This is a genomic window from Thetidibacter halocola, assembly GCF_018224955.1.
In the GTDB taxonomy this organism is placed as follows: domain Bacteria; phylum Pseudomonadota; class Alphaproteobacteria; order Rhodobacterales; family Rhodobacteraceae; genus Thetidibacter; species Thetidibacter halocola.
Window position 1 is genome coordinate 12,459 of the sequence record NZ_JAGTUU010000014.1, and the last position, 20,734, is coordinate 33,192.

The following is a 20,734-nucleotide window of genomic DNA, read 5'->3' on the forward strand; positions in this document are numbered from 1 at the left end:
GGGTCAGGTCCGGTCCGGAAAGAGAAAGGCAAAGGCAATGCGACGGCGCCAGGCAGGCGTCAGAGGCTCCTCGATGACGCCCAGCCGCTCATCAGCGTGCAGGAAGGTGCCGGGCGTGGTGACGATCCCGACATGCTTGGCGATGGCGCGCGGCATCATCCGGAAGAGCAGGAGTGCGCCTGGCGTGATCTCCGCCGGTGCGATCTCGATCATCATCGAGCGCGCGCCATCGGCCAGAACTTCCCGCGGGGCGATCTCGCCCCAGTCCCGGCTGTAAGGCGGGACCGGGAAAGGCTCAGGACCCACGACTTCGCGCCAGACACCACGCGCGAGGCCGAGGCAGTCACAGCCAACGCCGCGCAGGCTCGCCTGGTCGTGGTACGGCGTGCCGAGCCAGGACCGCGCGGCGGCGATGACGCGCTCGGGATCGGCGGGTGTCACAGCACACCTCCGCTGTGCCCGCCGTCCTTGGTCGCATACCGGATCACGGCGTCCTGGCCCGGTATGTGCGGAAACCCCCGGAAGTTCGGCACGTTGGCGAACTTCGCGCCACAGGTCTCGATCCGTTTGTCGCAGCCGGCATGGATTGTGAAACCATCGCCTTCCGCCAAGCCGCGCACCGGAGCCATGAGCAGCGCGATGGTGGCGATGCCGTCGGAAACATCATGCGACGCGATCTCTGCCACGCGCCCGGCATTGGCGCCGCTGGTCCAGGTCAACGTGCCATGCATGAACCAGCCGGCCGGAAAGCCGACGAGGCCTGTTGCGTAGAAAGACCGATCCCGCAGGACCGCCTCGACAGTGCCGGTGCCCCTGAAGCTAGAAGCCTCGAGATTTACACCGCACCGGGCATCGCCAAGCGCGGCATCGCAGGTCGCCTGGAACGTCCGCCCGACGGTCTGGCCCAGCACGTGGGCCAGCGAGCGTACCTCGGCGACGAAGGAGAGCCGCCCGCGCCGGATCTGGCCGATGGCCCCGCGCCGCATGAGCACGCGCTGGCTAGTGTCCGCCCAGTTCACCCGCCAGACCTCGACCTCGGCATTGTCCCAGCGGCCATCGAGGATGTCGGTCTCCGTGATCCGGTCCGAGGTCAACACGCCTTCGGCATCCTGCGCATCGACCGAGAGATCGGTGCCCGAGCGGATCTCCGAAGCCGTCAGCCCGCTTTCCGGCTCGAAGCTGGTCTCGTCGAAATCGAGTGCACGATCATGATCGGTGAAGCCGAGCACCGTGCCGTCGGACCGGATGATCCGCCAACACCAGGCGAGCGTCGTCGTGCCCGCGTCGAGATGGGCCTACAGATCGGGCGAGAGGGTTTTCATTGATGTGTCCGTTCACAGATTGAATTGTAAAGCAGATGTCTTTACATTGAGAGTCGTATCGTTTCAGGAGCGCGCCGTGGTTGCCGTGACACCCAACGAGGACGCCCAACGGCGTTCGCTGATCAATCTTCGCGTCACCCCGCGGGACCGCGACCTGATCGATCGTGCCGCGGCGCTGCTCGGCAAGAACCGCTCCGAGTTCATGATGGAGGCCAGCCGGCAAGCGGCCGAAGATGCGCTTCTCGACCGCACGGCATTCCGTCTCGACGCGACGCAGTTCGCAGCCTTCATGGAGCGGCTCGATGCGCCGCCCGCGCCGAACGAGGGCCTGCGCAAACTGCTCGCCACGCCCGCACCATGGGAGAAATGACGCCGGGCGAGGAGCCGCTGCGCGCGCCGGAACCGCTGAACGACGATCACCAGATCGACGGCTTCGCCTCCGGGGCGCCCACACTCGATGCATGGCTCACGCGCAAGTCCCGGGCCAATCAGGCCTCCGGGGCCTCGCGCACCTATGTCCTCTGCCGCGGTCAGCGCGTTGTCGGTTTCTATGCGCTGGCCGCCGGGTCGGTCAGCCACGATCTGGCGCCGCGCAAGCTCCGGCAGAACATGCCGGACCCGGTGCCGGTTATCGTATTGGGGCGGCTGGCCATCGACGCCTCGGAACAGGGCAATGGCCTCGGCCGGGCACTTTTGCGTGATGCGGTGCTGCGCATCACGGCCGCCGCGCAGGAGGTCGGCATCGCTGCCATCCTGGTTCATGCCCTGAATGATCGCGCCAAGGCCTTTTACCTCGAGGCCGGGTTTGCCGAGACCGCGGTCGAGCCTCTGACGCTCTTCCTGCGGATCAAGGACGTCCGGGCGCTGCTGGGCGAAGCCTGAGCATCAGGTCGGGATCTCCATGAGCGGAATCGAGGTGATCGATCCGAGGCGCTCGAGGTCGAGGGTCACGTCGAGCATGTCGGTGTCGAAGCGCACGGGGACGTCGAATTCAAAGCCTGCGGTGATCGGGACGCCGGGGGCGGGGGCCACGGCGAACCCCACGATCCCTTTCGTGGGATCAACTGACCAGCCGTTGCCCTGTTCGATGCCGTCCAAAGCGATGCGCAGGGTGCCGGAAACGGGCTTGGTGATGATCCGCGACCAGGACTGGGCACCGGAGGTGTAGGACTTCACCAGTTGGAACGCCGTCGTCTCGCCGTCGCCGGTGCCGATGATCTGGTCACTTGGACCCGGCACCTGCGATGGCAGACAGGACCTGTAATCCGCCCAGTCCCTGAAGCGGAACCCATGGAGACGGCCGTTGCGCGCCTCGAAAAAAGCCACCACCGCTGCCAGATCGTCGGCACGGCGGATGCCATAGGCGACATCATAGCGTCGCCGGCTGTTGGCCCAGCTGGCATTGCGCTCCTCGGCGCCGCTCGCCAGCTCGACGATCTGCGTGCGCCGAACCGGCCCGCCTCGCGCCCCGCGGCTGATGTCATCCGGAAACCGGACCTCGTGGAAAGCCATCACATGCCCCTTCGACCCAGCGAGACCGCGCGCGCAATATCGGCCGCGACCTGCGTGCGCGACTGGCGGAAGCTCTCGGCGTCACGGGCGTTGATGGTCACGTTGATGCTGGGCGCGCCGCTGCCATATCCGGCCGCCTCACGCCGCGAGAGAACCCGCTCGCCGCGTTGCAGGATCGCCGGCACTTCGTCGGGTTTGAGGCCGGCCCACCCGCCGCTGCGCATCCGCGGGGCGCCGGCAAAGACCAGCGCCGGGACCATGCGGCCCGGGCCGGGCGCACCAACCACGCCACCGGTGTGCAGGACATTCGCAAACAGCCCACCGGCCCCGCCCAGCGCGCCGGAAAGGGCCTTTGCGATGGGGCCGAGGATGAAACGCCGGGCGGCGAGCTTTGCCAGATCGGCGATCATCGACGTGACAAGGCTGAGGAAGTCGAGCTTGCCGGTCTTCACGAACTCGCCCACGGCATTCTCGGCCGCGGTGAAGGCGCCAATCAGCGCCTGGCCGACATCACCGCCGATCTCGCGTGCCTTCGCGGCATAATCCGAAAGCGCCGCGGTGACGGCTTGCCAGCCGGTGACGGCCGTCTTTGATCCTTCTGCAGCCGCGGTGCCGGCGTCCCGCGCCGCACCGCCCGCGTCCTTGGCCGCGGTGGTTGTGTTGTTCAATCCGGCATTCAGCGCATCGGCCGCTCCAGCCGCTTCGGTCAGCACCGCCTCGGCCTCCGTCCCGGTACCCGTCACGGCATCCTTCAGCGCCTGCCAGCTGGCAAGCGGGCGACCGGCGGCATCGGCCAGCATGCCGGCGGCCTCCCGATAGCCGTCGGCCCGCGTGCGGGCGTCGTCGGCCAATGCGCCGAGCCCGAGGTCGGGCGGTTGGATATAGGTGCGTTCCAGAGCGCTCGAGAAGGCATCTGCCGCGGCGGTGCCGGCCGCTGCGGCGGCCCCCTCGAACGGGTTGCCGATGCGTCCCAGCTCCACCGGATCGAGCGCGCCGATCCGCACGCCGCCTTCGCCGGTGGCCCAGTCGGGCAGCAATGCCAGCGCCGCGTTCAGCGTTTCGATGAAGCGGTTGATCCGGGTGACGACACCGTTGAGCATGGCCTCGACGCCGGAGATCAGTCCGTTCGCCGCCTGGAACGCGAAATCGCCAATAGCACCCGGCAGGCGGCTCCAGATCGCCACCGCCGCATCATAGGCGCCCTGGAAGATCGCCGCCGCCCGGTTACCAAACTGCACGACGCCCGCGATGGTGCCCTCCAGCGCCGAGAAAGCGGAGGCCTTGAGCCCCTCCCAGCCGGCCGCCATGCGTGCGAGTGTCGCGTCGAGCGAGAGGCTGATCCGCGACCAGACTTCGCGCGCCAGATCGCCGAGCAGGCGGAAGGCCTCGCCCACGCCGCCGACCCCGGCGACCAGCCGCGAGAGCTGGTAGATCAGTTCGCCTGCACCGACGATCAGCGCCCCGATGCCGGTGCGGATCAGCGCGCCGCGCAGGAAAACGAGCGCGGTTGCCAGTCCGCGCACGGACAAGGCTGCGGCGGCCAGTCCCGCGACCCAGCGCCCGGCCATGACCCCGGCGAACGCTGCCGCATAGGACGCCATCCGCCCGAGGTTGCCGATCAGCGCATCGAGCGCCGTGCGCAGGATGCCGCCCTCCGAGGCCAGCGCCACGAAGGCCCTGGCCAGCGCTTCGACGGAAGGCGCCACGGCTACCGCGATCCGGTTGCGCAGGCCTTCGAAGACCAGCGAGACGGTGCCCAGCGCCAGTTCCGTGCGCCGCAAGGCTTCCAGCGCTTTGCCATCAAGCACGGCGCCAAGATAATCGGCCTGGTCGCCGAGCCGCGTCATCTCCGCCCCGCCATTGCGCAGGAGCGGCAGAAGCGGGTGGCGTCGGACGCCATGGCTTCGAGATAGAAGGTCATCTCCTGCTGGCTGAGACCCGCCCGCTCAAGCGTATCGACATAGAGCTGCAGAGCCTCCGGGCCGGAGAGGCGGGCGAACTGATCGGCCGTGACGCCCACGCGCGGCGCAACCTTCTCGAAGAAATCCGCCATCGGCCCGCCGCCGGTCTGCAGGAAATCACCCACCCGGTCGTTCACGTCCTTCAGGATGTCGGCGAGCTTCTCCTGCTCGATGCCAACCGTCCGAGCCCCGGCCGACCAGCCCTGCAGAGCCTCCGGCGTGGCATTGGCGACCTGCGCAAACTGCCGGATCTGTGCAGCGCTCTCGGCCGTGGCGCGAACGATGAGCCCGAGCGAGGCCGTGGCCGCCGCAGCAGCAGCGGACAGCGCCACACCGGCGCGCCGCGCGAAGCTGGCCAGCCGCGTGTTCGCCAGCTCCATTTCGCGGCTGAGCCGCCCGAACCCGCGGGACCCGGCCTCGCCGATGCCTTCCAGTTCGGCACGCACACGCCTTCCGCCCTCCGCCACGAGGCGGACGGAGACCTTCTTCTCAGCCATGCCGGCTTCCTTCCATCTGTGCGTTCAACGTGCGCACCATCACCGCTTCGATCTCGGGCAGGATCTCGGCCGCGATCAGGGCGTTGACGCCCAGCGCATGGCCCAGGGCGAGGGCCGCGCCCATGTCCCATCCTATGACGGCGCCAGGGGCGATGCGCAGCTGGCCGCCGAGCCGCTGCACCAGGTCCCAGACCTGCCAGCCTTCAACGGTCAGCGGCTGGTTCAGCCGTGCCGGGCAGTCGGGGCAGGGCCCGGCGCAGGCGGCGCAGTATCCGTCGCCCCCGCCGAAGGACCACTCGGCGAGAGCGCGGAGGCGTTTTTTTCCTGATCCAGCATCAGGCCGCGGGCAACGTACTGCGCCTGGAAGGCCTCGAAGACCGGCCAGATCTCCAGCAGCGCGTCGATCCCGGCCGGGCTGACGGGCACAAGATTGCCGGTATCGTCGCCGACACCGTCCCAGTCGAGCACCGCGCGGCGGGCGACGGCCTTGGCCATGGTCAGCGCCATGTCCTCCTGACTGGACGCCTCCGGCAGGCCGTCGATCGCCGGATCGGCGCGGGCCGAGACCATGAGGGCCGTGGTCAGAGGGGCCACCAGAACCCGCAGGCCGGGGAGAAGGTCCAGCCATTCAGGCCGGTTCGAGAGGTTCAGCCGGATCATGGTCAGTATCCCGAAACGCTGTTGATGAGAGTGGCGGTGCAGAGGCGGGCGGGGCTGGTTCCCCTGGCCGCCTGCCAGTCGAAGCTGGCCTGGATGCCCTGCGGGCCGGCGATTTCCACGCGCGGGAGGGGCAGGTAGACGGCGTGCGCCGTGAAGGTGAAACCCTCGCCGGACAAGAGCCCGTAACTGAACATCAGTTCGCAGGGCTCGCCATTGATTGCCTGTGTCACCAGCGTGTCATCGGCGAAGCGCACCTCGATCCGGCCCGTGAGGGCGGCCATGCCGGGATCGGCGCCTTCGATCTTGCCGTCATTGCGGATGGTCTCGATCCGGTCGAGTCCGTTGGCATAGGTGATCTCGGCAGAGACCACGTTACCGAGGGCCGACCCGTTCCGCATGATCACCCCGTTGAAATGACCAAAGCGCGTGAGCCCCAGCTCCGCCACCGTGCCGGTCGTTGGGCTCGTCGTGACAGCCTCGCCCTGTGCGACCAGACGCGCCGTCGCGGTCAGCAGGCCAGAGCGCCCCATCTGCCAGCTCAGCTGATCGAGCACGCAGCCGGCATACATCGCGTGGCGCGGCACCTCCGGCAGGCCAACCTCGATCGCTATCGAGGGCAGGGCCCAGCTGCCCGATCGGAACTCGTGGGTGTAGGGACCGGAACCCGAGGTGTCCGGATCCCCGAAGGCGGCCTTCAGCCAGAAGCCCAGCGCCTCGGCATCCAGCGGTACAACCACGTCGCCATCGGCCGTGACCGCGTCCTTGACCGGGGCGAGGGGATCGCGGCCGTAACCCAGAAGCTCGGAGTTGAGCAGCGGCTGTTCGGCGCCGAGCGTAGTGCTGGCGAAGGGCATCTTCGTGTAACCGCTGGTGGGCGGCGTGCCATAGGTCGTCTCGAACGCAAGCGCCATCTGCGCCCGCGCGCCCTGTGCGCGTGCCATGAAGAGTTTCTCCTTTCCTCGAAAGTCTGTAATTCGGCCTGACGTGAGGTTTGGAACCTCGAGATTTCAGCGACCGTATGGTCCGAAGCACGATTGGGAAAACACCATGAGCGAGTCAGTCTTTCAGATCATCTTGATGCTGGCTGCTCTGTTATTTCTGCTCTGGTTGTTCATCCTGCTGCCAGCTGGCATGGCGACCAATCGCGGTCGCAGTGCCTTCGGATGGGTGCTGGTCAGTGTGTTGTTTTCACCGATCCTCGCTTGCCTTCTTCTTTGGCTGTTGGGGGACAAACCGAACGGGCGAGGCTGAATACCGCATCACAGCAAGGGACCAGCTGTAGAGTAATGCAAGACGACGGTGATCACCGCCGCCTTCAGTGTGGCGGCGCCCTCGACGGGCAGATCAATCGGGGCCGGGGCCTCTGGTTCGACCCAGTCGCAGAGCCCGCCCAGCGTCCGGTCAGCCTCCAGTGCCGTGCCGATCTCGGCGACCAGGGCGTCGAAGGTGCCGGCTCGGCCGGTACCCGCCTGGATGACGACCTCCAGTTCTGCCCGGTGCTGGTAGTGGTAGCGCAGAGGCGAGAGCGTGACCTCCGGTTCGCCCGGCTGGCCGTCCCGCAGGATGATCAGGCCCGCCGCAGAAATCCGTTCAGGCAGGACCTCGTCACGCAGAACCTGGGCAGCAAGCGGCTGTAGCCGCGCGTGCAGCGCGGCGAGGATGGTTTCGCGGATGGTGGGCATTTGGCGTTTCTCACGTGGAAGTTCAGATCAGGCCAACTTAGCAACTTGCGCCTTCTGCCCTGGGATGCTGAACATTCTGCCGAAAGGCTTAACTAGCGGATAGGAGTATGATTTTGGCTAAGCAGCCCGAGAGTGTTACAGCCCTTGATGACTTGGGCCGCGTCCGTCTCTCCAAGTCATTTTTCATGCGTGAGTTTCTCTACAGCGAAGTCGCAAACCTCCATGGTATCCCGAACATCCCGGACGACCCAGACCTCGCTGTAGCGGTTGGTAAGCGCCTCTGTGAGGAACTTCTCGAACCGCTACATGCGACGTTCGGGAAGGTTGTCATTCGATCAGCCTACCGGTCGTGTGCAGTGAACGGCTTTTGCAACGAGCAACAGCGAGCCAAGAAGAAGGGGTATACCTGCGCATCGAATGAAGCGAATTTTGCAGGCCATATCTGGGATAGGCGGGACGCCAATGGTTTAGCGGGGGCGACGGCCTGTATCGTCATCCCTTGGTTTGCGGACCGCTATGAAAACGGCGAAGACTGGCGCGCCCTGGCATGGTGGATTCACGACCATCTTCCTTATTCGAGCATGTACTTCTTTCCCCGACTGTCGGCCTTCAACATTTCGTGGCATGAAGAGCCTGCCAAGCGGATAAGCAGTTACATCGAGCCGAAGGGTTGCCTGACCAAGCCAGGCATGGACAACAACACGGGCAGTCATGCGGAGTGGTATGCCGGCTTCCCGGAACTTGCCGTGCAGTCTGCCTAGGCACGCTGCTCAACTCACCTCACGACGATCCATCCCGGTACGCGGTCCATGACCTGCTCCGCATACGGCTCCGGATCAACTCGCCTCCACCACTTGACCTGCGGGAAGAGTATGAAGATCGGCAGGGTGGTCGTCCCTCGGCCGGTCTTAGACCGCGACGCCACTGAGCTGCGAGAACGGTTTCGCATGTGGAACGTAGGACATCAGCCCGAAAGAGATGACGAAGCCAGATTTCAGAACCTTCGCGCTACGTGGCTGGCTACTGACACGCATTTGCATTGCCGACATCTAGTTCAATGGCGCTCCCTGGCTGCTATGCATGGCTTCATAGAACTCGCACCCAGCGCCACGCCTGATCGTGGACATACACTTCTCATCGTGGAAAACGCTTCTTCCGCGAAGGTGCTGCTCGAGGTCTAGTCTGCGCCTTCCAACGAAGCGTGACCGGCCATGCGCCCGTTTCTTCTCACTCGGAATGCGCACGAAGTCCGTGGTCAACGCGCTGGATTTGTCCGTTTCGAAGATCGAAACGATCAATCCATTCTTGACTCCAACAATGCAGTCGACACGGGACGAACGCGCGACAGATAGCCCCCAATCTCCAAGCGTCGCCTGTGCAAGCTGATTTTCATCGTCGGACTCAAGCAATGAGCTCGTGTTCTGTCGGTTCAGGCTGACAAAGAGTATATTGCCTCGGAAGAGCGGGATATCTCCTCTTTGTATGGGATGATCGTATGCTTCGTTGATCTGATTGCTGCTCAGCCACAAATTCTGATCGCCATGTCCAGATACCTTGTTGGTATCGCCGAGAAGTGGAATGAGAACAGCTTCAATTGCGTGAGCCTCGTCATCGCTCAGTCCATGGGCGACGACAAAGACCTCGACATCGAGGCCACAACGGTGGATCTCGCGAATTCTGCCGAGTTTGTGTTCTCCTTCGTCAAGTGGTTCTTCACCCTTGCCGCGCGCCACATGGGCATGATTGAAACAGCGGTTCCCATTGCCCTTGCCGATATAAAACACTCGATCCCGCAATGCGCCGTCTAATCTGGGATCTGCCAAGGCGTAAACATATGCATCGAGCTTGGCTGTGACCATTGCATTGAATTGCATAGGGTTTCTCCTCGGCATGGCACCCTTTGCGGTAGAAAGAACGCTCTGGTTGTCATGAGTCAAGTTTGGCTATCCCCAAATTAACAATTTGCGGCGATTGTTGTCGTAAGGCTCTTACTATCTGACAACCCACCCCGCCACGATCCGCCCTGGCACTCCGTCGATCGCGCGTTCCGCATCCCTGACCAGATCCAGTCGCTTGCGCAGCCTGACCTGCGGCACCAGCAGGAAAATCGGCACCGTGGTCAGCCCGCGACCGGTCTTCGAGCGGGACGCCACCGCGCGTCCCTTGCTGTTCAGCCGCCCCTCTGCCACGAGCAGGCTCGGGCCCCGTCGACGATAGATGAACCGCAGTCGCAGCCCCGTGCGGCGCTCCCATTCGCCGGGGGTGATGCGCCCGCCGCGCGTGGATTTGCCTGCCGCCGCTGTGGGGATCGCCAGCCAGAACCCATCGCGCGAGCGGATCAGCGGACCGGTGTCATGCGCACCGACGATCACCGGCGCCTTCGACCAGACCAGCGCGGCGGCGTTCAGGCTCTCGCCGCCTTTGGGATAGGTTGCCAGCCTGATCGAGTTCGCCAGCCGGTTGCCCAGCCCCGCGCCGGTGATCTGGCTTCGCCAGGCGGATTTGAGACCCGCACCGGCCTCGCGCATGGCATTGGTGATGGCCTTTTCGCCGGCGCGGATCTCGGCCTGCATCAGGGCCGCGAGATCCGGGCTGATCTCGAGCTTCAGCTTCATTCTGGCCTCAGGTTCAGCGTCCAGATCAGCCGCTCGCGGTCGCGCAGGGGCTCGCCCTGGATCACGTGACTGTCGGTACCGATGACGATCAGATCGCCGGGGCGTGGGTCGGGAAGGTCGGCGATGCGCACGTCCACCACGGTCGTGTCGCTGACCAAGCGCCCGGCGCCGAAGTCGGTGACGCTATCGGGCGCGCGGGCAATGATGCGGATCTGGCGCTCGTCGGACGTGGTGGCGGAGATCCAGAGCGCCGGTGCCGCCATGGACGCATGGGTGAAGATGCGATCCATGGCGGCGGCAAAGACGGACATGGGATAGCCCGTCAGTTCGAGGTGGGCAGGCGGATTGCCAGCCGCGGTCGCTTGTTGACCGGCAGGATCGAGGCCTCGGTCATGATGTCGATCCAGCGGCCCTTCTCGTCGAGATGCTGGCGGGCATAGAGCGGCAGGCCGATCGTGTTGGCGGTTTCCAGCAGGTTGGCCGGGCCGCCATAGGTCGTGAACGTGTCCATCGTTCCGAGCGGAAAGGCGATCCCTTCACTCGCCGGGACCAGCCGTTCGGTGGCCTTGGTCGAGAGCGTGACGGTGCCCGCGTATTCCTCGAACAGGATCCCGCCGAAGGGGAAGTTGCGGCGTACATCTTCGCGGAGCGGCTGGGCGCCGGTCGCGGCGTAGAACTTGTAGGCCTCCTCGACCTTCGGGTGGCTGATCAGCTTGTCGAAGAACTCGCGGCTGACCAGCGCATGGACCGAGGTCATGGCCTCGCCCAGCAGGTTGTCCTCGATGGCGCGCAGCACCTCGCGCACCTTGCCCTGCACGTTGGTGCCGGCGGTGCCGAGCACGAAGTCCACCGAGATCTGCACAAGGCCGAACTCGGTGAAGTAGTCATAGAGCGTGGTGCCCGCGCCATCCTTCACGATGCCGCGCAGCGCGTTCATCTCCATGTATTCCCGGGTCTGGGCATGCTTGCGGCGCATCAGCAGGAGCTTGCGGTTCATCACCTCGACCAGCGGGTCGGCCGCGTCAAACGCGCCAAGCCCGGGCTGGCCCTGGATGTCGGCGGGCAGGATCACATCGTCATGCGGGATCCAGGGCAGGGCGAAGCTGCGCATCGAGCGCCCCTCGCGCGTGCCGACGGTGGCGGGACCGCCGAGGGGAACGGAGGGCAGAAGGCTCAGCACGCCCTCGTATTGCTCGATGATCACCGAGCGCTGGCTGACGCCTTCGAAGCGGAAGAGGCCGATTTGCGCGAGGCGGGTGTAGAGATTGGGCAGGATGTTGATGGCCTGCGTCATCTCGGCCAGCGAATAGCCGCCGGCGTCAAACGGATTGCGGACAAGGGTCATGGGGGTGCTCCGGGGGAGAGGGGATCAGACGCCGTCGCGGGCGATGATGCCGAGGTCGGCCAGCTGACCGAGCTTGGCGGTGATCTTGGCGGCATCATCGACGCTGCCGTCGTAGGCGAGCTCCGCGCGCGAGACGATGGCGGGGCCGCGGGCGACAACGATGCCCACGGCATCGGCCAGCGTGGCGTCGACGGCATAGAGCAGGACGCCGGTGGCGGTCTCGGCACCATTGCTGCCGGCCGCACTTGACAGCGTGTGCTTGCCACTGGCGGTGATCTTCCCCAGCACGGAGCCGACCGGGTAGGGAATGCCCGCGAGCAGCGTGACCACCTCGCGGGTGTAGTTCGGGTTGACCTCGTATTTGAGGACATCGCCCATGCTGGGCGGTTCCGTCAGGACGGGCATGGTTCAGTCTCCGGGTTGGGGGATTGGGAAGGGCGCGGCTGGACCCGGCGCCGGGATCAGCGCGGGGCGGCGGCCGCCTTCTTTGCGGCGGTGACGATCGGGCTTTCCTTCGTGCCGGCCGCGGGGGCGGCGGCGACGATGGCCGCGGCATCGCTGCGTGCGGCGAGATCGGCCAGCACCTTTGTGCGCAGGGCTTCGGGCTTCACACCGCGCGCGACGGCGTCGGCCGCGTCGATCTGCACACCCAGCCGGGCGGCCTGCGCACAGACCTGGGCGACTTCAGCTGCCTCGGCGCGGATCGCTTCGGGGGTGAGCGTCGCCGCGTCCGGCGTCTGTGGTGTGACTGCCGCGGGTGCGACCGGTGCAGGAATGGGACTCGCAGCGCTTGCAACCGGCACAGTGGTAGCCGCTACGGTGTTTTCTTCGGATGTCGTGGTCATCTTGAGGCCCTTTGTTCTGGGGATGGGTGTGCCGCCGAGGGCGGCCGCGAAGGCGCGGAAAGCGGTGACGGGATCGGCCACCTCGTCGGCGAGACCGGCAAAGACCGCTGCCTCGCCGCGGAACACGGCGGCCTCGGTGCCCAGCGCGCGAACTGTGTCGAGCCGCTGGCCACGGCCTTCGGCGACGGTCTCGGCGAAGAGCTGGCGCAGGTCCTCGAGCTCGCCTGCAATCCGGGCACGCACCGCGTCCGGCAGCGGCTGGTAGGGGTTGGCGTCGACCTTGCGGGCGCCGGCATGGATCAGCGTGACGGCGATCCCCTTCTTGTCCAGGGCCCCGCTCACCTCGCTGTGCATGGCAACCACGCCGATGCTGCCGACAGCACCGGTGCGGGACAGGACGATCCGGTCCGCCTGGGAGGCCAGCGCATAGCCGGCGGAGAGCGCGTGGTCGGCGACGAAGGCCTGGACCGGTTTCTGTCCTCGGGCCGCACGAATGCGGTCGGCCAGGTCGAACGCGCCCGCGACCTCGCCGCCGAAGCTGTCGATGTCAAGCGCAATGCCGCGGATGGCGGGATCATCGAGCGCGGCCTGCAGCTGCATGGCAAGCCCCTCATAGGAGGTCAGCCCGGAGGACTGGCCGATCCAGGCGCCGCGGTGCACCAGTGTGCCGGCGATTTCGATCACGGCGATCCCCTCCACCACCGCGAAGGGCTGCCCGCCGGTGCGCGCCTCGCCGCGGGTCAGATCGCCACTGAAGAGCGAGGAACGGGCTGGCAGGGTGGCGACTTCCCGATCCCCGGCCGCGAACTCTGCCCCCTCGACATGAATTTCCTGCCCGGTGATCCGCGGACCGAGCCCTGCAAGGAATGCCAGCGCCTTGGCCGGGTCGACCATGAGCGGTGTGTTGAAGACGCGCTGCGCGATCTGGGTGTGATGCATCACACGTCCTCCGCAGGCCGGGGTTCCCGGTCCTCACCGTCGTCTTCCTGATCGCCGCCAACCTGCGGATCCTGTCGCCGGGCCTCGGCATCACCCGGCCCGCCACCGGCCGCCTGCGCCGGCGACCCCGGCCGCCGGAAGTCGAGCCCCAGCTCCGCTTCGCGCTGGCGTTCGGCGGCGATCTCCCGGTCGACCTGCTCGGCGTCAAAGCCGCGCTCGGCAATGGCCTGCGTGCGGGATTTCAAGCCCGCCTCGATCTGAAGGATCTCCGCCGCCGCATCCTTGGCCGGATCGATCCAATCCCATTTCGTGGGAAGCCAGTCGCAGGCGAGATGGCTGCGCTGGTCCTGCGCATAACCCGGCAGGTCCAGCGCACCCGACAGCACGGCAGAGCTGATAGACCATCACCGAATGCTGGAAGGCCGAGATGCGGCGGCGGAAGTCGACCAACGCGATGCGCGTGTTCGAGAAGTTCCCCTTCGCCGTGTCACCGGTCAGGTAGCCATAGGGCACGCCCAGCGCGGCGGCGATCTGCAGCAGCGTGCGGTACTGGAAGGGCTCGTAGGTCGACCCGGAATCCGGGGTGGCGGGGGTGGTGACATCCTCTCCGGGATCGAGGCGCACCACCTGGCCCGGTTCCACCTCGAGATCATCCTCGGCCGGATCGAGGGCGGTTTCCGGGGCGGGGGAAGTTATGAACATCGCGAACATCGCCGCGGTCTTCTTCCGCTCGAGCTCGGCGTCGTCATAGAGATCCAGCGTGAAGAGCTTCACCACGGCCGCGGCGAAGCGTGAGACACCGCGCAGCTGGCCCGCTTCGATCGGGTCGAGGATGTGGATCACCTCCGAGGCCGGAACCCGCACCGTCTCGCCCGCCAGCCCCGGATCGGTCAGATCGCCCGGGTGGCGCCGCAGGAAGTGATAGGCCACGCGGCGCCCGATGCCGTCGAACTCGATGCCCTGCCGGACCGACCCGGCGCCGGGCAGAACGCGGGTCATGTCGAGCGGCAGCATTTCCGAGGGCAGTAACTGCAGTTGCAGCGGCACGCTCAGCCCGTCCTCCGGCCGCCGCATCCGGATGCGCAGGAACACTTCACCCGCAAGAAAAACCTCCCGCGCAGCCCGGCGCTGGATGCCGTAGAAGTCGGTCAGGCCCTCGGCATCGGCCTCGTCCGTCCAGGCGAGCCAGAGCTTCTGCAATTCCTCCTTCGTCGCGGGAGCAGCGATCTTCGAGCTGGGCTTGATGCCGTCGCCCACGACGTGGTTCGCAAACGCGTCGACAGCATTCGCCGCATAGCCGTTGTTCCGCACGAGCCAGCGCGCTCTGGCGGTGATGGTCTCGCCGGATGCCGCGATCAGCGTGTTCACATGCGCGCGGGTCGCGCGGAAGCTGCGCATCCGGCGATGCGATTGCGCAGCGTCGAACCCGCCGATGATCGCGCCGAGGCGCTGGCGGAAGGCATCGAAGGCCATGGCTCAGAGCCCTTTCGTCGCCACGGTGCCCCAGCGGCGACGCCGCGGCGTGGCGGAGACCGCGGCAATCCGAAGTTCCAGATCACGGATCGCCGCGGCCAATTCCGCGTCCGAGCCATAGGTCACCGTCTTGCCGTCGTAGCTCACGCTGCGCAGCCCGGCGAAGCGGGCTTCCTGCAGTGCGGTGAGCAGGGCCTGCATGCGCTCGAGATCCATCAGTCCCTCATGAAGGTCGGGGTATAGGCCCGCCGTTTCCGGCGCGGCGTGGTCAGGGTGCCGGCCCGCGGCTCAGCGGTTTCCGTTTTGGCGGCATCCGCCGGCACAGCCGCGGGCAGTCGCGTCTCCACGCCGGCCTGCGCCTCGAGCCGCCGCCAGGTCGCCTCGTCCCAGCGATCGGCGCCGAGGACCCAGGCCGCGGCACGGGCATAGACCCGGCAATCCAGCGCCTCGTTGCGCTCGCGCGTCTTCTGCCATTCCTGCCGCGCGTAGCCGCGGCGATCGCGGATCGTCACCAGCTGTTCCGCCACCAGCTGTTTCAGCCATTCACTGTCGATCCAGCCGGGCAGGTGGATCGTGCCGGCGGCGTCCAGGACGCCCAGCGCCCGCTCTTCGTCCGAGGGCCGCTCGATCCGGAGATACCGATAGGTCTCGGTCTTGAAGGTGGCCGTGGCCACCGACCAGAGCCGGGCGCCGCGGCGCAGGCGGCGGCCGCCCACCGTGGCGTCGACGAACGTGGGGCCCGACACCGGCGTAGAGCGATTGAAGCCTTCGAGGCCCTTCAGCGGGGCCACCTGGTCGAAGCCCACCCTGCGCGACCAGGCATAGACGGCGGCGGCTTCGTAGCCGGTGTCGATCCCTAGCCGCGCCACGGTCATGAAGGCACCATTGGTATGCTGCCAGCTGCGCCCCAACAGGGCCGTCAGGGCATCCCACGCCGCGGGATCGTCCGGCCCGCCCGGGATGACAACGTGATCGACAAGCCAGCTTTCGAGTCCGCGGCCCCAGGCCCAGACATCGATCTCGATCCGGTCCTTCTGCACGTCGGCACCGGCCGTCAGGAACAGACCCGCCGCCGGCACAATGCCTGGCGTCCAGGCCTCGCGCCGATCTGCCAGCCGCTGCCATTCCGGCGCCTCTCCGCTCTCGACCCATGTCTCGCCGAGCAGCGTGTTGCGCGCCGCGCGCAGCATCTCCTCTGACCCTTGAGCCGCCAGACAGTCCCGCGCGATATCGGTCCAGCTTTTCCAGCCCAGCGGCGAATAGAGTGCGGAGAGGTGGAAGCCGATGGCATGGGGATCGGCCGACCTGGCCATCGCCCGCCATTCGCCCCGTGCCAGCATCTCCGTCTTGTGGTGCTCGGCGATGGGCCGGTCGCAGCCCTCGCAGGCATAGGCCGCTGTCTCCGGTTGCCCCTTCGCCCAGCGCAGGCGTTCGAATTGCAGCCACTGCATCAGCCCGCAATGCGGGCAGGGGACGAAGTAGCGCCGCTGATCAGAGGCCTCGAACTCCCGCTCGATCCGACTGAGCCCGCGGATCGTCGGCGTCGAGACCATGAACACCTTGCGCCGATGCGCGAAGGTGGTCGTGCGCGCTTCGGCCAGCGTGACCGGGTCGCCTTCCTCATCCGCCGAGGCCGGATAAGCGTCGACCTCGTCGAGGAAGACGTACCGCGCGGGCATCGACCGCAGGCCTGTGGCGGAGTTAGCGCCGGTCAGCACGAGAATGCCGCCGGGGAATTCCTTCGACAGCATCGAATTGCCGGCATCACGCGAGCGCGCCGGGCTGACCCGCTCCCGCAGCGCCGGGCTGTCGGCGATCAGCGGGTCGATCCGACCGCGCGAGGACCGCTTGGCCATCTCGACCGTCGGCAGCACGGCCAGCATCGGGCCCGGTGCGTGATGGATGACAAACCCGATCCAGTTGTTCCCGGCCTCCGTCGCGCCCACCTGCGCGGCTTTCATGAAGGAGATGCGCTGCGCCGGGTGGCCGGGCGAAAGCGCATCCATGATCGCCCGCAGGTAGGGCGTGCGGTTGGTGCGATACCGCCCCGGTTCCGCCGAGGCCCGCGACGACAGCCAGCGATGCGCATCCGCCCATTCCGATACCGTGAGGTTCGGGTCGGGCCGCATGCCCCGCCCCCAGGCGCGCAGGATGTCCTCGGCGCCGTCAAAGCCGAGGTCGAGGCCTTCTGTCAGATCATGATCATCCGAGGCTGATCCGGAGGTCGGCGAGGGCGTCGAGCTGGTCTCGGACATGGGTTTCCAGCACCCTCTGCAGGATCGCGGTCTCGATCGTCACCGATGCCCCGGACTGCCGTTCCACCTCCGCCATGATCTGCGCGGCCATCAGCGCCGCCACCCGTCCGGGCCAGGTGACCCAGACATCCCGCTCCTGCCGGGCCAGCCGGAACACCAGCGTCTCCGCCCGCGCGCGGTCGACCAGCGTGCCTTTCTTCTTCTGGACGGCGATCTGCTTGTCCTGCGCGGCATAGACCGTCAGCAGCGTCCGCGCCTTGAGGTAGGAGGCGGTCTCGCCGGCGCCGCTCGTCAGCCCGTCGCCGCCGAGGCTGCGCCGCTGCTGATCGGGATCCGTCATCTCCGCCCGGCGCAGATCAGACGCGGCGGCGTTGATCGAGCCATCCTCGTAGACCACCAGCCGCCCGTTTTTCCGCGCCTTCTGCACGCCGCCGCGGGAGAGCCCGGAATGGGCCGCGTATTCCCGTTCGCTCATGCCCTTCATGGCGCAGATAATCCGATCAACCGTATGATATCGCTCGGGTTCGAGTTGATAGATCAGCGCGACAGAGCGAGTCTGATCACGAAGAAACGATGCAACTCACCCCCGGAGAGACCGCCATGACCACCCGCCGCGCCGCCCGCAACAATGACAAGGCGCTGGACGCCTTTATCGCCGCGAAGGCGGAGATCGATACCATGCTGGCGCGGTTGCAGGCGCTCAGCGGCGATCACTTCGGGTTCGACCCGGATGCCATCAACTGGGGCGCCGTGGGCTCGATCAACAGCGTTGCCGTCGACCTGCGCAAGATCACCGACTTCCTCTTTGGCGAGGGCGAGCACGCTGCCTGAGGCGCCTGCAGCCGCGCGACACGCACCCCGCCATCTGGCGGGGCTGGACTCCGTAGAAGGCGCGCATGCCGCACGCCGGAACACCGGAGGCCACGATGCCCAAACCCACCGATACCCAATCGATCATCCTCTCCCGCGCCGCCGCCCGCCCGGGCAACCTCGCCCTGCCGCTGCCCGATGGGCTGCATGGCGCCGCCGCGAGCAAGGTCGTCACCATGATGATCTCCCGCGGCTGGCTCGAGGAGGTCGAAGCCAACATGCGCCGCGGCGAGCCTCTCTGGCGCGAGACCGGCGATGGCCACGGCACCACGCTGATCGCGACCGAGGCCGGGCTCGCGATTGTTGGGATCGAGCCGGTCGTGGCCAGCGCCACTGCCAGCGCGCGTAAGGCGAAGGCAGACGCCGCGCCGATACCTGAAGCAGGCGACACCGTGAAACCTGTCGCCGTCCGCGCGGGCACCAAGCAGGCGCAGATCATCGCAATGCTGCAGCAGTCCGAAGGCGCTACCATCGCCGAGATGGTCGAGGCCACGGGCTGGCAGGCTCACACCGTCCGCGGCTCGATCTCGGGGGCGCTGAAGAAGAAGCTGGGACTGCTGGTCACTGCGGAAAAGGTCGAGGGCAGGGGGACAGTTTACCGGTTGAGCGTCTGACTGGTCGTGCGGTTCTGACGGTTTTCCACACTTCAAACATTCCGGTGGATGTAGTGGCAAAGGGCTTCACGAAGCAGATCACGTAGATCATCGAAGTCGTCGGCATAGCCTTTGACGAGTTGCGTCCGTAGCATCTCTGACCGGTAGAAAGCTGCTGTCGCTTCGACCAGGTGACTGAAGACCCACTCGTGATCTTCAGACGCAAGCAGCCAGTGCAAAGCTGCAATGCAATATGGCACGAGTTCGGGTTCATCGCTGATCTGGCTTACGATCGGTGCTGCCCCGACGGAGGCGAAGTTGACCGCAAGCGCCGTGCCCGCATCGTCTAAGATAACTGCGGAAAACTGCATCCCCCGCGATTTCATCTCCGCCTTTATCTGATCGTACTTTTCTTCGTAGGCCGAGGCGATGATACGTGCGACAGTCTGGGCCTGATCCTCGAATGCCAATGGAATGCCAGCACTGTTCTTAACACCCTGATTGCCATGGTGGCGGCGATATCCTGCCGGATCAGCTGTTGGAGACACCTCCAGCAAGTCAGCATATCCTCTGATGTTATTGGAAACGTTCTCGGGCGAGGACTGCTCTTCCGTATCACGAACTGTCGATTTACTGGTCAGGGGAGGCTCTCTTCTTGGTTGGCGATCGTTGCCTTGGGGCTTCTTTTTTGACCAGAACATTCTGAATTCGTGTTTCTTTCAACTTCGTTCGACCAACCTCTTGCTAGCGCTCATCATAACTGGATCGCAATCGCTTTCTTTTTCGCTGAAGCCTTGCACAGAAGTTACGTCCCTCCAGTCGCCAGTTCCCACCGGAGAATGGCGAAGTCGCATTAGACCGGATCCAGCGCCGCCTCGATCAGCGCCACGGGGATCACGGTCGCGTTCGATCCAGCTTCGCCCAGCGCACGTAATGCGAAACAAGTCGTCCGGGATGTCATGGCTCCGGATCGCTGCCTTGTGGCCAGGCGCATTCAAATAGCCAGCCGCTTAGCTTTCAATCCGGCAAAGGTCTCGCCAGTTTCCACCAGAACCCCCTGCTGACCCGTGAAGGCCTGCCAGCGCTCGATGGCGACATCGACATAGGCCGGGTTCAGTTCCACGCCGAAACACACCCGACCCGCGGTCTCGGCCGCGATCAGCGTGGTGCCGGATCCCATGAAGGGTTCATAGACAGCCTGACCGGGCGACGAGTTGTTCAGGATCGGCCGCCGCATACATTCCACCGGCTTCTGCGTGCCGTGGACCGTTTCGGCATCCTGATCCCGGTTGGCAATCTGCCAGAGCGTCGTCTGCTTGCGGTCGCCGGCCCAGTGGCCTTTGCCCCTGGCGCGCACGGCATACCAGCAAGGTTCATGCTGCCAGTGGTAATCACCGCGGCTGAGCACCAGCCGGTCCTTAGCCCAGATGATCTGCGACCGGATGGCGAAACCCGCAGACACCAGGCTTTCGGCCACTGTGGCCGCGTGCAGCGCCCCATGCCAGACATAGGCGACGTCGCCTGGAAACAGCGCCCAAGCCTCGCGCCAGTCGGCGCGGTCATCGTTCAGCACCTTGCCGGTGCGCCTGGTCTTTGCCGCGCCCACCTGGTTGCGCCAGGAGGGGTCGTATTCGACGCCATAGGGTGGGTCGGTGACCATCAGCAGCGGGCGCACATCGCCCAGGAGCCGTCCGACGATGTCCGCTGTCAATCGGCACGCAATCTTGACCCCCTATCGGCGTCCAAGAATGACCCCCTTGGAGCGCACGGGTAGCTGGCCCGATGCGGTGTAGCCCCCATACAGCGCAGCCGTATCGGGCCAGCGTGGGTGTCGGTCATTCTCGGGTCTTGAAGCGCCAGCTCTCGTTGCCGGTTTCGACGATGTCACAGTGATGGGTCAGGCGGTCGAGCAGCGCAGTGGTCATCTTCGCATCGCCAAAGACCGAAGGCCATTCGCCGAAGTCGAGATTGGTCGTCACGATGATCGAGGTGCGCTCGTAGAGGCGGCTGATGAGATGGAACAGCAACTGGCCGCCGGTCTGCGCGAAGGGGAGATAGCCGAGCTCATCGAGGATCAGGAAGTCGAGGCGGCAGAGCAGGTCTGCCGTGCGTCCCTGTCGATCGGCACGGGCTTCGGCGTCGAGTTTGTTCACCAGGTCCACGAC

The 20,734-nt window shown here is 66.0% G+C and carries 22 protein-coding genes and 5 pseudogenes; 6 read left to right on the plus strand and 21 right to left on the minus strand.

Annotated elements, in window-relative coordinates:
• Window positions 1–3: 3 nt before the first annotated feature.
• On the minus strand, window positions 4–441 hold the full coding sequence (locus KB874_RS22445) for an NlpC/P60 family protein (RefSeq protein ID WP_212538807.1): 438 nt from the start codon (window positions 439–441) through the stop codon (window positions 4–6).
• Window positions 438–1,322 (minus strand): annotated as a pseudogene (locus tag KB874_RS22450) (DUF2163 domain-containing protein). The gene KB874_RS22445 and the pseudogene KB874_RS22450 overlap by 4 nt, the downstream one beginning before the upstream one ends.
• A 76-nt stretch (window positions 1,323–1,398) precedes the next feature.
• On the opposite strand from KB874_RS22450, the gene KB874_RS22455 reads away from it, so the two are divergent.
• Both KB874_RS22455 and KB874_RS22460 read left to right on the plus strand, forming a co-directional pair.
• Window positions 1,399–1,692 (plus strand): type II toxin-antitoxin system TacA family antitoxin, encoded by a 294-nt coding sequence (locus tag KB874_RS22455; protein ID WP_212538808.1) that lies wholly within the window; start codon window positions 1,399–1,401, stop codon window positions 1,690–1,692.
• Window positions 1,689–2,204, plus strand: coding sequence for a GNAT family N-acetyltransferase (locus KB874_RS22460; RefSeq protein WP_212538809.1), 516 nt, complete (start codon window positions 1,689–1,691; stop codon window positions 2,202–2,204). The genes KB874_RS22455 and KB874_RS22460 overlap by 4 nt, the downstream gene beginning before the upstream one ends.
• Before the next feature lie 3 nt (window positions 2,205–2,207).
• Here KB874_RS22460 and KB874_RS22465 read toward each other — a convergent pair whose 3' ends face one another.
• From KB874_RS22465 to KB874_RS22485, 5 genes and pseudogenes are all read right to left on the minus strand, one after another.
• Window positions 2,208–2,834 carry a DUF2460 domain-containing protein gene (locus KB874_RS22465; protein ID WP_212538810.1) on the minus strand — a complete coding sequence of 209 codons (627 nt, stop codon included), beginning with the start codon at window positions 2,832–2,834 and terminating at the stop codon, window positions 2,208–2,210.
• Window positions 2,834–5,292: pseudogene (locus KB874_RS22470) on the minus strand (phage tail tape measure C-terminal domain-containing protein). The gene KB874_RS22465 and the pseudogene KB874_RS22470 overlap by 1 nt, the downstream one beginning before the upstream one ends.
• Complete coding sequence (locus tag KB874_RS23245; RefSeq protein WP_428849257.1) at window positions 5,285–5,473, minus strand: DUF7697 family protein; 189 nt, start codon at window positions 5,471–5,473, stop codon at window positions 5,285–5,287. Before KB874_RS23245 ends, KB874_RS22470 begins: the two are co-directional and overlap by 8 nt.
• 41 nt (window positions 5,474–5,514) lie before the next feature.
• The gene (locus KB874_RS22480) at window positions 5,515–5,952 is read right to left on the minus strand and encodes a hypothetical protein (RefSeq protein ID WP_212538811.1); all 438 of its coding nucleotides are present in this window, start codon (window positions 5,950–5,952) and stop codon (window positions 5,515–5,517) included.
• Window positions 5,953–5,954: 2 nt separating this feature from the next.
• Entirely contained in the window at window positions 5,955–6,893 is a 939-nt protein-coding gene (locus tag KB874_RS22485; RefSeq protein ID WP_212538812.1) for a phage tail tube protein, read from the minus strand.
• 106 nt (window positions 6,894–6,999) lie between these two features.
• Here KB874_RS22485 and KB874_RS22490 point away from each other — a divergent pair, with 106 nt between their 5' ends.
• Window positions 7,000–7,203, plus strand: coding sequence for a hypothetical protein (locus KB874_RS22490; protein ID WP_212538813.1), 204 nt, complete (start codon window positions 7,000–7,002; stop codon window positions 7,201–7,203).
• Window positions 7,204–7,211: 8 nt separating this feature from the next.
• Here KB874_RS22490 and KB874_RS22495 read toward each other — a convergent pair whose 3' ends face one another.
• Window positions 7,212–7,634, minus strand: a complete 423-nt coding sequence (locus tag KB874_RS22495) for an acyl-CoA transferase (RefSeq protein WP_212538814.1) — start codon at window positions 7,632–7,634, stop codon at window positions 7,212–7,214.
• A gap of 107 nt (window positions 7,635–7,741) precedes the next feature.
• On the opposite strand from KB874_RS22495, the gene KB874_RS22500 reads away from it, so the two are divergent.
• Window positions 7,742–8,395: a hypothetical protein gene (locus tag KB874_RS22500; protein ID WP_212538815.1), complete on the plus strand. Its 654-nt coding sequence runs from the start codon at window positions 7,742–7,744 to the stop codon at window positions 8,393–8,395.
• 288 nt (window positions 8,396–8,683) lie between these two features.
• Here KB874_RS22500 and KB874_RS22505 read toward each other — a convergent pair whose 3' ends face one another.
• The 10 genes and pseudogenes from KB874_RS22505 to KB874_RS22550 all read right to left on the minus strand — a co-directional run bounded on the left by KB874_RS22505 (window position 8,684) and on the right by KB874_RS22550 (window position 17,590).
• Entirely contained in the window at window positions 8,684–9,508 is an 825-nt protein-coding gene (locus tag KB874_RS22505) for a GIY-YIG nuclease family protein (RefSeq protein ID WP_212538816.1), read from the minus strand.
• A gap of 117 nt (window positions 9,509–9,625) precedes the next feature.
• A complete protein-coding gene (locus KB874_RS22510) occupies window positions 9,626–10,249 on the minus strand; it encodes a DUF6441 family protein (protein WP_212538817.1) in 624 nt (207 codons plus the stop codon).
• Window positions 10,246–10,560 carry a head-tail joining protein gene (locus KB874_RS22515; RefSeq protein WP_212538818.1) on the minus strand — a complete coding sequence of 105 codons (315 nt, stop codon included), beginning with the start codon at window positions 10,558–10,560 and terminating at the stop codon, window positions 10,246–10,248. Before KB874_RS22515 ends, KB874_RS22510 begins: the two co-directional genes overlap by 4 nt.
• Before the next feature lie 11 nt (window positions 10,561–10,571).
• Window positions 10,572–11,594 (minus strand): major capsid protein, encoded by a 1,023-nt coding sequence (locus KB874_RS22520; RefSeq protein ID WP_212538819.1) that lies wholly within the window; start codon window positions 11,592–11,594, stop codon window positions 10,572–10,574.
• Between the two features lie 24 nt (window positions 11,595–11,618).
• Window positions 11,619–11,999 (minus strand): head decoration protein, encoded by a 381-nt coding sequence (locus KB874_RS22525; protein ID WP_212538820.1) that lies wholly within the window; start codon window positions 11,997–11,999, stop codon window positions 11,619–11,621.
• A 56-nt stretch (window positions 12,000–12,055) separates the two neighbouring features.
• On the minus strand, window positions 12,056–13,378 hold the full coding sequence (locus KB874_RS22530; RefSeq protein WP_212538821.1) for a S49 family peptidase: 1,323 nt from the start codon (window positions 13,376–13,378) through the stop codon (window positions 12,056–12,058).
• Window positions 13,378–14,851, minus strand: a pseudogene (locus KB874_RS22535) (phage portal protein). The gene KB874_RS22530 and the pseudogene KB874_RS22535 overlap by 1 nt, the downstream one beginning before the upstream one ends.
• 3 nt (window positions 14,852–14,854) lie before the next feature.
• Window positions 14,855–15,067: a phage head-tail joining protein gene (locus tag KB874_RS22540; RefSeq protein WP_212538822.1), complete on the minus strand. Its 213-nt coding sequence runs from the start codon at window positions 15,065–15,067 to the stop codon at window positions 14,855–14,857.
• Entirely contained in the window at window positions 15,067–17,106 is a 2,040-nt protein-coding gene (locus KB874_RS22545; RefSeq protein ID WP_212538823.1) for a phage terminase large subunit family protein, read from the minus strand. Before KB874_RS22545 ends, KB874_RS22540 begins: the two co-directional genes overlap by 1 nt.
• Window positions 17,054–17,590, minus strand: a complete 537-nt coding sequence (locus KB874_RS22550) for a hypothetical protein (protein WP_212538824.1) — start codon at window positions 17,588–17,590, stop codon at window positions 17,054–17,056. Before KB874_RS22550 ends, KB874_RS22545 begins: the two co-directional genes overlap by 53 nt.
• 116 nt (window positions 17,591–17,706) lie before the next feature.
• Between KB874_RS22550 and KB874_RS22555 the strand changes: the two genes are divergently transcribed.
• Together KB874_RS22555 and KB874_RS22560 are read left to right on the plus strand one after the other, a co-directional pair.
• The gene (locus KB874_RS22555; protein WP_212538825.1) at window positions 17,707–17,937 is read left to right on the plus strand and encodes a hypothetical protein; all 231 of its coding nucleotides are present in this window, start codon (window positions 17,707–17,709) and stop codon (window positions 17,935–17,937) included.
• 95 nt (window positions 17,938–18,032) lie between these two features.
• Window positions 18,033–18,590 carry a DUF3489 domain-containing protein gene (locus KB874_RS22560; protein ID WP_212538826.1) on the plus strand — a complete coding sequence of 186 codons (558 nt, stop codon included), beginning with the start codon at window positions 18,033–18,035 and terminating at the stop codon, window positions 18,588–18,590.
• 32 nt (window positions 18,591–18,622) lie between these two features.
• Here the strand turns inward: KB874_RS22560 and KB874_RS22565 are convergent, their stop codons facing one another.
• From KB874_RS22565 to istB, 3 genes and pseudogenes are all read right to left on the minus strand, one after another.
• On the minus strand, window positions 18,623–19,270 hold the full coding sequence (locus KB874_RS22565; RefSeq protein ID WP_212538827.1) for a hypothetical protein: 648 nt from the start codon (window positions 19,268–19,270) through the stop codon (window positions 18,623–18,625).
• 293 nt (window positions 19,271–19,563) lie between these two features.
• A pseudogene (locus KB874_RS22570) lies at window positions 19,564–20,274 on the minus strand (DNA-methyltransferase); the annotation flags it as partial.
• A 130-nt stretch (window positions 20,275–20,404) separates the two neighbouring features.
• Window positions 20,405–20,734: pseudogene (gene istB / locus KB874_RS22575) on the minus strand (IS21-like element ISPkr1 family helper ATPase IstB); the annotation flags it as partial.

What these genes read in the sequence shown, in the direction of transcription:
- KB874_RS22505 (WP_212538816.1), bottom strand. Translation starts at nt 9,508, where the DNA reads ATGCAATTCAATGCAATGGTCACAGCCAAGCTCGATGCATATGTTTAC.
- KB874_RS22460 (WP_212538809.1), top strand. Translation starts at nt 1,689, where the DNA reads ATGACGCCGGGCGAGGAGCCGCTGCGCGCGCCGGAACCGCTGAACGAC.
- KB874_RS22515 (WP_212538818.1), bottom strand. Translation starts at nt 10,560, where the DNA reads ATGTCCGTCTTTGCCGCCGCCATGGATCGCATCTTCACCCATGCGTCC.
- KB874_RS22525 (WP_212538820.1), bottom strand. Translation starts at nt 11,999, where the DNA reads ATGCCCGTCCTGACGGAACCGCCCAGCATGGGCGATGTCCTCAAATAC.
- KB874_RS22510 (WP_212538817.1), bottom strand. Translation starts at nt 10,249, where the DNA reads ATGAAGCTGAAGCTCGAGATCAGCCCGGATCTCGCGGCCCTGATGCAG.
- KB874_RS22495 (WP_212538814.1), bottom strand. Translation starts at nt 7,634, where the DNA reads ATGCCCACCATCCGCGAAACCATCCTCGCCGCGCTGCACGCGCGGCTA.
- KB874_RS22480 (WP_212538811.1), bottom strand. Translation starts at nt 5,952, where the DNA reads ATGATCCGGCTGAACCTCTCGAACCGGCCTGAATGGCTGGACCTTCTC.
- KB874_RS22490 (WP_212538813.1), top strand. Translation starts at nt 7,000, where the DNA reads ATGAGCGAGTCAGTCTTTCAGATCATCTTGATGCTGGCTGCTCTGTTA.
- KB874_RS22545 (WP_212538823.1), bottom strand. Translation starts at nt 17,106, where the DNA reads ATGTCCGAGACCAGCTCGACGCCCTCGCCGACCTCCGGATCAGCCTCG.
- KB874_RS22500 (WP_212538815.1), top strand. Translation starts at nt 7,742, where the DNA reads ATGATTTTGGCTAAGCAGCCCGAGAGTGTTACAGCCCTTGATGACTTG.
- KB874_RS22485 (WP_212538812.1), bottom strand. Translation starts at nt 6,893, where the DNA reads ATGGCACGCGCACAGGGCGCGCGGGCGCAGATGGCGCTTGCGTTCGAG.
- KB874_RS22520 (WP_212538819.1), bottom strand. Translation starts at nt 11,594, where the DNA reads ATGACCCTTGTCCGCAATCCGTTTGACGCCGGCGGCTATTCGCTGGCC.
- KB874_RS22560 (WP_212538826.1), top strand. Translation starts at nt 18,033, where the DNA reads ATGCCCAAACCCACCGATACCCAATCGATCATCCTCTCCCGCGCCGCC.
- KB874_RS22530 (WP_212538821.1), bottom strand. Translation starts at nt 13,378, where the DNA reads ATGCATCACACCCAGATCGCGCAGCGCGTCTTCAACACACCGCTCATG.
- KB874_RS22555 (WP_212538825.1), top strand. Translation starts at nt 17,707, where the DNA reads ATGACCACCCGCCGCGCCGCCCGCAACAATGACAAGGCGCTGGACGCC.
- KB874_RS22565 (WP_212538827.1), bottom strand. Translation starts at nt 19,270, where the DNA reads ATGTTCTGGTCAAAAAAGAAGCCCCAAGGCAACGATCGCCAACCAAGA.
- KB874_RS22465 (WP_212538810.1), bottom strand. Translation starts at nt 2,834, where the DNA reads ATGGCTTTCCACGAGGTCCGGTTTCCGGATGACATCAGCCGCGGGGCG.
- KB874_RS22550 (WP_212538824.1), bottom strand. Translation starts at nt 17,590, where the DNA reads ATGAAGGGCATGAGCGAACGGGAATACGCGGCCCATTCCGGGCTCTCC.
- KB874_RS22540 (WP_212538822.1), bottom strand. Translation starts at nt 15,067, where the DNA reads ATGGATCTCGAGCGCATGCAGGCCCTGCTCACCGCACTGCAGGAAGCC.